Raw genomic sequence first — 7,910 nt, 5'->3', positions numbered from 1 at the left:
TTCGGCTTCGGCTTCGGCTTCGGCTTCGGCTTCGGCTTCGGCTTCGGCTTCGGCTTCGGCTTCGGCTTCGGCTTCGGCTTCGGAAAGGGTCTCTTCTAGCGGCTCATCCGCGTCAACGACTGTCTCATCACGCTGCGAGGTGAATTCAACCGTTTCGTCCGACTTGGGGTCTTCCACCGGCTTTTGATCGGTCTTTTTCTTACGAGCCACCGCGACGTTCCCCTTATCGAATCCAATTTCATATGAATAACAGACCGGTCTAAGTTAATCAGTGGTCTCTCCACGCTCAACCCGCATCGCGTGTTTGACAAGCTTTTTCACGGCTTTCCGCATTTTCTTGGGTGTCGGCTCTTTGGCGATCTTTAGGCGCTCATAGTCCAAGGAATAAAGGGGCTCGGCCGTGGCTTCGCTGATGGAAACCAGCCACAAGGGCGCGGTTCCGGTCCAGATTTCGGCAAATTGTCGCGCCGTTCGGGGCGAAAACAGCGGCGCGAGCACAGGTCTGACACCGGATGTGGCCGCAGCCGCTTCGGATGTCAGCGGTAACAGGCGCTGTTGATAGACAATCTGATCGCGAACTGTCAGCCCCGATTCGGTCAGGCGTCTGGCAACATTTCCCCGCGTATGTTCACCCCTGAGATGCAGCAACGGGCTTTCAGGCCGCTGCTTCAACAGGTAGGCCACCAGTTCTTCGGCGGTATTGCCTACCATCATTGCATCCCATCCGGCACCTTTGGCGGTTCCAGTGGTCGCCGGACCAACACAATAGGCGGGCAGATTGGGTTTGACGCCAAGCGAAGCGGCGGCATTGACCGAATTGGCCGAAGTAAAGATCAATCCGCGAATTCCGCCCGTTTCGACCGCAACCCTCAGGGGTCGGATTTCCAGGATTGGAGAATAGATGACGTCTATCCGTGACCTGACGCGGGTCGGCAACTGCGCAACAAACCTTTCAGAGGCGGCGCGAGGGCGGGTCATCAACAAATACAATGGCGGGGCCTTCGGCCTTGGGATTGTTTGCGTCCGCGCAGGGTGATACCCCGCTTGGGTGTCATGATGCAACGGATCAGGCCTATGGTGCAAACACTTACCGTTCTTGGATTGGAAAGCAGCTGTGATGACACGGCCGCCGCTGTCGTGCGCCAATCCGATGGTGCGGGTGCCGAAGTTCTGTCCTCTATCGTTCACGGCCAGACGGAACTGCACAGCGCATTCGGCGGGGTCGTGCCGGAAATCGCCGCGCGGGCCCATGCCGAAAAGCTGGACATTTGCGTGGTGCAGGCATTGGAGGTCGCAGGACTGACACTGGCAGATATGGATGCGATCGCCGTCACTGCGGGTCCCGGCCTGATCGGCGGGGTCATGTCCGGCGTCATGTGCGCCAAGGGGCTGAGTGCCGCGACCGGGCTTCCCCTGATCGGCGTAAACCATCTGGCGGGTCATGCGCTGACGCCCCGATTAACGGATGGCATCGCCTTTCCCTACCTGATGCTGCTGGTTTCAGGCGGGCATTGCCAGTACCTTATCGCGCACGGGCCCGAGCAATTTACCCGCCTTGGCGGCACAATCGACGATGCCCCCGGCGAGGCGTTCGACAAAACCGCCCGCCTGCTGGGCCTGTCGCAACCCGGCGGTCCCTCTGTGGAGGCCGAAGCACGTTCTGGCGATCCCAAGCGTTTCCGGTTTCCCCGACCTCTGCTGGATCGGCCGGGATGTGATCTCTCCTTTTCGGGGCTGAAAACCGCGTTGATGCGGATGCGGGATCAGATTGTTGCCGAAAAGGGCGGCCTGACCCGTCAGGACCGCGCTGATCTGTGTGCCGGATTTCAGCAAGCCATCGTCGATACTCTGGCCGAGAAAACCCGCCGTGCGATTGACAGGTATCTTGAGGAAAACCCTACAGAGCCGGTTATTGCCGTCGCAGGTGGTGTGGCCGCCAATACCGCCATTCGGTCCGCATTAGAGACTGTTTGCGCAGAAAAAGGCGCGCGCTTTACCGCACCACCACTCAACCTTTGCACCGACAATGCCGCCATGATCGCCTATGCCGGGATGGAACGGTTTCGCATGGGCGCACGCGACGGGCTGGACCTGACGGCCCGTCCACGCTGGCCGCTGGATAAAACCAGCCCCGCGATTTTGGGCGGCGGCAAGAAAGGCGCCAAGGCATGAGCGTTTCGGTTCTGGGATCTGGCGCATTCGGCACGAGCCTGGCCATTTCACTGGCCGGGAACGGGCCGGTTACGCTGTGGTCACGGGATCCGGATCAGGCCCGGCACATACAGACAGAACGTGAAAACACTCAGCGTTTGCCTGGCGTGGCTTTACCTGCTGATATCACGGTGACATCGAACATCGATCAGGCGACCAAGGCTGATGTTCTGCTGATAGCTGTCCCCATGCAAAAATTGCGCGATGCCTTGCAAGCGCAGGCCTCTGATCTGGCCGGAAAAACCTTGGTGGCGTGCTGCAAGGGTATCGAGCTATCGTCCGGGCTTGGGCCGATTTCAGTGATCCAGCAAACGATCCCGGATGCGCGACCCGCCCTGCTGACCGGGCCCAGCTTTGCCGACGACATTGCACGCGGACTGCCAACGGCGCTAACCTTGGCCTGCGCAGATGACTCGCTGAGTCTGACGCTGCAACACGACCTGACCACTGCCAACCTGCGCCTTTATCGAACCACCGACATGATTGGGGCGGAACTTGGCGGCGCCTTGAAGAACGTAATGGCCATCGGATGCGGCGCTGCAATCGGGGCCGGGTTGGGCGACAGCGCACGCGCCGCTTTAATGACACGCGGGTTTGCAGAAATGCAGCGCTTTGCGCTGATGCGCGGGGCGCGACCTGACACTCTGATGGGATTGTCTGGATTGGGGGATCTGGTCCTGACTTGTTCGTCTGAACTGTCCCGAAACTATCGCTTTGGCCTGTCGTTGGGTCGGAATATCCAGTTCGATACCCACACCACCGTTGAAGGGGTCGCCACCGCGCGGGCCATGACGGAAATTGCCACTGCTGAGGGGCTGGACATGCCAATCAGTACAACGGTGGCGGACCTTAGCAGTGGCGCCTACAGTGTGACCGAAGCTATCCGAGCCCTGCTCAACCGACCCCTGAAGGAGGAATAATATGCTGATCGCTCTCATCGCCCGTGACAAAGACGGCGCGCTGCAAACCCGGCTGGACAATCGCGCTGCCCACCTGGCCTATATTGAGGAAACGGGTGTCGTTGCGCAGGCGGGTCCGCTGCTGGACGGCGACGCAATGATCGGCTCGTTGATCATTCTGGAGGTCGAGGACATGGCCGCAGCGCAAAACTGGGCGGACAACGATCCTTATGCAAAAGCCGGGTTGTTCCAATCGGTTGACCTGATTGCGTGGAAAAAGGTCATAGGCTGATGGCGTATTGGCTGTTCAAATCAGAACCTTCGACCTGGGGATGGGACCAGCAGGTTGCCAAAGGGGATGCGGGCGAAGAATGGGACGGCGTGCGCAACTATCAGGCGCGCAATTTCATGCGCCAGATGGCAGTTGGCGATCGCGGGTTCTTCTACCACTCGCAAAAGGACAAGGCGATTGTTGGTATTGTCGAGGTCTGCGCTGAAGTGCACCCCGACAGCACCACGGATGATGAGCGTTGGGAATGTGTGGACATCAAGGCCGTTCGCCCGTTTGCAACCCCCGTCACGCTGGACCAGATCAAGGCTGACGAACGTTTGGGGGAAATGGTGCTGGTCAAAAACTCTCGCCTGTCTGTTCAGCCGGTCAGCGAGGCGGAATGGCAGGTGATCTGCGATCTGGGCGGCACGCAGGCCACCTAATTCAAAATTAAAGGGAAGGCCCTGACAGATGCAGAACCTTCCCTACCCCGCGCGCTCCCGACTCACCACACGCGTATGGAAATTTTGGCTCTGACCGTCCTGGTCACGTCCTGACACTAACCGATCCTTGCGGCGCGGTTCAAACGGCAAGTACTTAAAATTGGAAACGCCCGCCAGGGATCTGACGGGCGCTGCAAAAAAGGTGTAGCGGGATCAGCCGTAAACAGCCTCTTTGCCGAAATGCTTGGTCAGCATGTAATACACGACAGCGCGGTATTTGTTGCGCTCGGACATGCCATAGGTTTCCAGCGCCTTGTTGATCGCTTCCATCAGTTCCGGACCGTCCGACAGGCCCAGCTTTTTGATGAGGAAGTTGTTCTTGACCGTTTCCAACTCACCTTCCTGAGTTGCCGCGACAGTCGATGCGTCGGCGTCATAAATTGCAGGGCCACAGCCGATTGTGACTTTGGTCAGCAGATCCATATCTGCGTCCATACCGCATTTGGACTTCAGGTCCTCGGCATATTTAGCGATCAGGTCGTCGCGTTTTCCCATGGTTATCTCCCGGTTGAAACTCGTTTTTGGCCATACCAGCGCCGCAGACACGGTAACGGGAGCGGGAATTTGCACAAAGGGAAAAATTAGCGGCATTCCCCCTAAACGCTGCCGGTCTGACCTTAGGCTTGATTTTGATGACCCTTTATTTAACAATAAGGTTAAATATTTTACGTGTTCCAGAACCAGGAGGCTACAATGTCTGTGTCGCTACCCAACGAAACTTCGCAATACAGAACCGCTCGAAACACCTTGCTGTCGGCTGAAGCCGAACTGCGGGCTCAGATTGAAAATGTTGCAAAGCTGCGCCGCGGTTTGCCCAAAGGCGGGGCAGTTCCACGGGACTACGCATTCCGGTCAGACAGGGGTGCGCCGACACCGCTGTCGTCTTTGTTCGGATCACATGACACCTTGGCTATATACTCGCTTATGTACGGGCCGGATGCAGAGGCACCTTGCCCGATGTGTTCTGCCTTTCTGGACGGGTTGAATGGACAGATCGCCCACTTATCGCAGAAAATCGCCTTTGCGGTCGTGGCGCAAAACACCTGTGAAAGGCTGGCCGCGCTGAATGCGGAAATGTCGTGGGATGATCTACCACTTTATTCTGCATTGGGCACAGACTATCAACGCGACTATCTGGCCGAGGCCGAAGATGGAAGCCAACTGCCGATCCTGAACATCTTTCAGCGCGATGCGGACGGCATAAGCCATTTCTGGAGTTCCGAGCTGTTCTTCGAACCCAGTGACTGGCATCCGCGGCACGTGGATGCGGCGTGGCCCCTGTGGAATATTCTGGATTTCACACCACAAGGACGCGGAGATTTCTTTCCGTCCCTGCGTTAAATACCCGTCAAGGTGACCTATCGGCAATAACCCCAACCGGGACCCTGCAGATGAAAGTGGTTCGCGTGCAAGTGATTGAAATCAGGACCCAATACCACACGAAACCAATCACATGCGCCGCGCCAGATCTGACGCAAAAATTGACCCTCAGGTCCTTCGGCGCCCCAATCGGATAGCAAGGTCAGACTGCGCCCATCAGCAAATTGCAAACCAACAATATCAATGGAATCCGCCTTGGCATGGCTGCTCCAACCACTGCTCTGACCCTGAGCGGTGCGCATCTGGCGGCAATTGTAACTGCCCACATGCCGCAACCGGCTGACCTGCGTGCCCAAAAGATCTCTCGCAGTGGGTTGAACGACATGATGTTCCCACATGGCCAGCCGCAGAGTGGTCGCGCAACTGGTTTCGACCGCATTTACATCCGCCGTCACCAGCGCAGACAACAGGCCGCGCCCGGTGATGCCGCAATTCTCATCCACGACCAGATCATCCATCGCCTCAAAGTTCGCGCCGGCGTCGGCCAAGGCGGCGCGACACTGTACTTCGTTCGCTAGCGTGCGATTAAGCTGAAACCGGGTGATTGGCGTGACTGGCGCGGTGACTTTCAGCTCTCGCAGGGGATTCCAATGCGTTGGCACCGGTGTTTCCGGGTGCGCCAGCAACCACCATCCGCCCCCTCCGAACAGGATGGCGACAACGGCGATACTGAAAACAAAAGACGCCGCCGATAACAGGAATCGGCGGCGTCCGGAGTGTTTGCTCATGCGTTCTTTCGCACTCAATAACGGTAATGTTCCGGCTTGTAGGGGCCTTCGGGCTTCACGCCAATGTAAGACGCCTGCTCGTTGTCCATCTGGGTCAGCTTGACGCCGATGCGATCCAGATGCAGACGCGCGACCTTCTCATCCAGATGCTTGGGCAGGATGTAAACGTCGTTGTTATACTGGTCGCCTTTGGTGAACAGCTCGATCTGCGCCAGAACCTGGTTGGTGAACGAGGCTGACATCACGAAAGATGGGTGACCGGTCGCATTACCAAGGTTCAGCAGACGGCCTTCGGACAGAAGGATGATGCGATTGCCCGAGGGCAGTTCGATCATGTCCACCTGTTCCTTGATGTTGGTCCATTTGTGGTTCTTCAGGCTGGCCACCTGAATTTCGTTGTCAAAGTGGCCGATGTTGCCGACGATGGCCATGTCCTTCATCTCGCGCATATGCTCGATGCGGATCACGTCCTTATTGCCGGTTGTGGTGATGAAGATGTCGGCCGATGCGACTTCGTCTTCCAGCAGCGTGACTTCGAAACCGTCCATCGCGGCCTGCAGGGCGCAGATCGGGTCAACTTCGGTCACTTTCACACGGGCACCAGCACCGCGCAGCGACGCGGCCGAGCCTTTTCCAACGTCACCGTAACCGCAAACCACGGCAACCTTGCCGGCCATCATGGTGTCAGTGGCGCGGCGGATGCCGTCGACCAGCGATTCCTTGCAGCCGTATTTGTTGTCGAATTTCGACTTGGTAACCGAGTCGTTCACGTTGATCGCCGGGAACGGCAGTTGGCCGTCTTTCACCAGTTGATACAGGCGGTTCACGCCGGTGGTGGTTTCCTCAGACACGCCCTGAATCTGGTCGCGCATCTTGGTGAACCAGCCCGGGGATGCTGCCATGCGCTTGGCGATCTGCGCCTTGATGACTTCTTCTTCTTCGGATGTCGGAACAGCGATGATATCCTCACCCGCTTCGGCACGTGCGCCCAGCAGAATGTACAATGTCGCGTCGCCGCCATCGTCCAGAATCATGTTTGGGCCATCGTCGAACAGGAAGGACTTGTCCAGGTAATCCCAGTGCTCTTCCAGTGTCTGACCTTTGATGGCGAAGACAGGAATACCTGCCTCGGCAATTGCTGCCGCCGCGTGATCCTGGGTCGAGAAGATGTTGCACGATGCCCAGCGCACGTCCGCGCCCAGCGCGACCAGAGTTTCGATCAGAACAGCGGTCTGGATGGTCATGTGTAGCGAACCGACGATACGGGCACCCGCCAGAGGTTTGCTTTCGCCATATTCTGAACGCAGGGACATCAGGCCCGGCATCTCGGTTTCGGCGATGTCCAGCTCTTTGCGGCCAAACCCAGCCAATGAAATGTCTTTAACGATATAGTCCCCGGCCATCAGGTGCTCCATTTCCGGTAAATCATAGTCCGGGCAGCCCCTAGCATTACTTGGGGCAGGTGGCAACGCGAATGGCCGGAAAGGGGATAAACCGTCCGTCTAAATCAACTTGGTTCACCCTTTAGCTCTATCTTTGGTATCGCTTCAAAAAAATCTGTGCCAACGGCGACAATACAACTAATGCCGTTCGCCTGGGTCACCAGAACCGTATAGCTTCCGGTTGTCTTCGAGGTCCAAACCTCCATAACAGCCCGTGCGCCCCGCGTTTTCTGCAATCCGCCAAAGACCAGTTCTTCTGAATAACTGTCCTGCAGTTTGGCGATCACATGTTCGCGCTGTGCACAGCTTTTGGCGAAGGCGGGCGGCGCTGTAGCGGCCATGCCGAAGGTCAGGGTTATAGCAAATAGACGTTTGAACATAACATGCTCCTTTCGATACGCGTTTCAGTACGAGAGGGGCACAACTGAAAGGAGTACACCCCCCTCAGTCCATATGTCGGGATCAAAACGTGCAGG

General features: G+C 57.5%; 10 protein-coding genes and 1 pseudogene. 5 read left to right on the top strand and 6 right to left on the bottom strand.

What is annotated here, in order from left to right; all coding sequences use genetic code 11:
* Window positions 1-210 (bottom strand): annotated as a pseudogene (locus tag AC2FJF_RS16310) (hypothetical protein); the annotation flags it as partial.
* Window positions 211-264: 54 nt separating this feature from the next.
* On the bottom strand, window positions 265-978 hold the full coding sequence (locus AC2FJF_RS16305) for a uroporphyrinogen-III synthase (RefSeq protein ID WP_496726313.1): 714 nt from the start codon (window positions 976-978) through the stop codon (window positions 265-267).
* A 96-nt stretch (window positions 979-1,074) separates the two neighbouring features.
* Between AC2FJF_RS16305 and tsaD the strand changes: the two genes are divergently transcribed.
* The 4 genes from tsaD to AC2FJF_RS16285 are packed head-to-tail and all read left to right on the top strand — an operon-like array spanning window position 1,075 to window position 3,824.
* Window positions 1,075-2,172, top strand: coding sequence for a tRNA (adenosine(37)-N6)-threonylcarbamoyltransferase complex transferase subunit TsaD (tsaD, locus tag AC2FJF_RS16300; protein WP_496726312.1), 1,098 nt, complete (start codon window positions 1,075-1,077; stop codon window positions 2,170-2,172).
* Complete coding sequence (locus AC2FJF_RS16295) at window positions 2,169-3,131, top strand: NAD(P)H-dependent glycerol-3-phosphate dehydrogenase (RefSeq protein WP_472722472.1); 963 nt, start codon at window positions 2,169-2,171, stop codon at window positions 3,129-3,131. The genes tsaD and AC2FJF_RS16295 overlap by 4 nt, the downstream gene beginning before the upstream one ends.
* Before the next feature lies 1 nt (window position 3,132).
* Window positions 3,133-3,402 (top strand): YciI family protein, encoded by a 270-nt coding sequence (locus tag AC2FJF_RS16290; RefSeq protein ID WP_058275177.1) that lies wholly within the window; start codon window positions 3,133-3,135, stop codon window positions 3,400-3,402.
* Window positions 3,402-3,824, top strand: a complete 423-nt coding sequence (locus AC2FJF_RS16285; protein WP_496726311.1) for an EVE domain-containing protein — start codon at window positions 3,402-3,404, stop codon at window positions 3,822-3,824. The genes AC2FJF_RS16290 and AC2FJF_RS16285 overlap by 1 nt, the downstream gene beginning before the upstream one ends.
* 213 nt (window positions 3,825-4,037) lie before the next feature.
* On the opposite strand, the gene AC2FJF_RS16280 is transcribed toward AC2FJF_RS16285, so the two are convergent.
* Window positions 4,038-4,379, bottom strand: a complete 342-nt coding sequence (locus tag AC2FJF_RS16280) for a DUF2853 family protein (RefSeq protein WP_282153670.1) — start codon at window positions 4,377-4,379, stop codon at window positions 4,038-4,040.
* A 198-nt stretch (window positions 4,380-4,577) separates the two neighbouring features.
* Here AC2FJF_RS16280 and AC2FJF_RS16275 point away from each other — a divergent pair, with 198 nt between their 5' ends.
* Entirely contained in the window at window positions 4,578-5,225 is a 648-nt protein-coding gene (locus AC2FJF_RS16275; RefSeq protein ID WP_496726310.1) for a DUF899 family protein, read from the top strand.
* Window positions 5,226-5,242: 17 nt separating this feature from the next.
* Here AC2FJF_RS16275 and AC2FJF_RS16270 read toward each other — a convergent pair whose 3' ends face one another.
* From AC2FJF_RS16270 to AC2FJF_RS16260, 3 genes are all read right to left on the bottom strand, one after another.
* A complete protein-coding gene (locus tag AC2FJF_RS16270) occupies window positions 5,243-5,992 on the bottom strand; it encodes an extensin-like domain-containing protein (protein ID WP_496726309.1) in 750 nt (249 codons plus the stop codon).
* A 14-nt stretch (window positions 5,993-6,006) separates the two neighbouring features.
* A complete protein-coding gene (gene ahcY / locus AC2FJF_RS16265; RefSeq protein ID WP_496726308.1) occupies window positions 6,007-7,395 on the bottom strand; it encodes an adenosylhomocysteinase in 1,389 nt (462 codons plus the stop codon).
* A gap of 104 nt (window positions 7,396-7,499) precedes the next feature.
* Window positions 7,500-7,814 carry a hypothetical protein gene (locus tag AC2FJF_RS16260; RefSeq protein WP_282170565.1) on the bottom strand — a complete coding sequence of 105 codons (315 nt, stop codon included), beginning with the start codon at window positions 7,812-7,814 and terminating at the stop codon, window positions 7,500-7,502.
* Window positions 7,815-7,910 lie beyond the last annotated feature (96 nt).

The sequence above is a fragment of the Ruegeria sp. CDSB013 genome, assembly GCF_059611165.1.
This window is presented reverse-complemented; position numbering and strand designations above follow the sequence as displayed.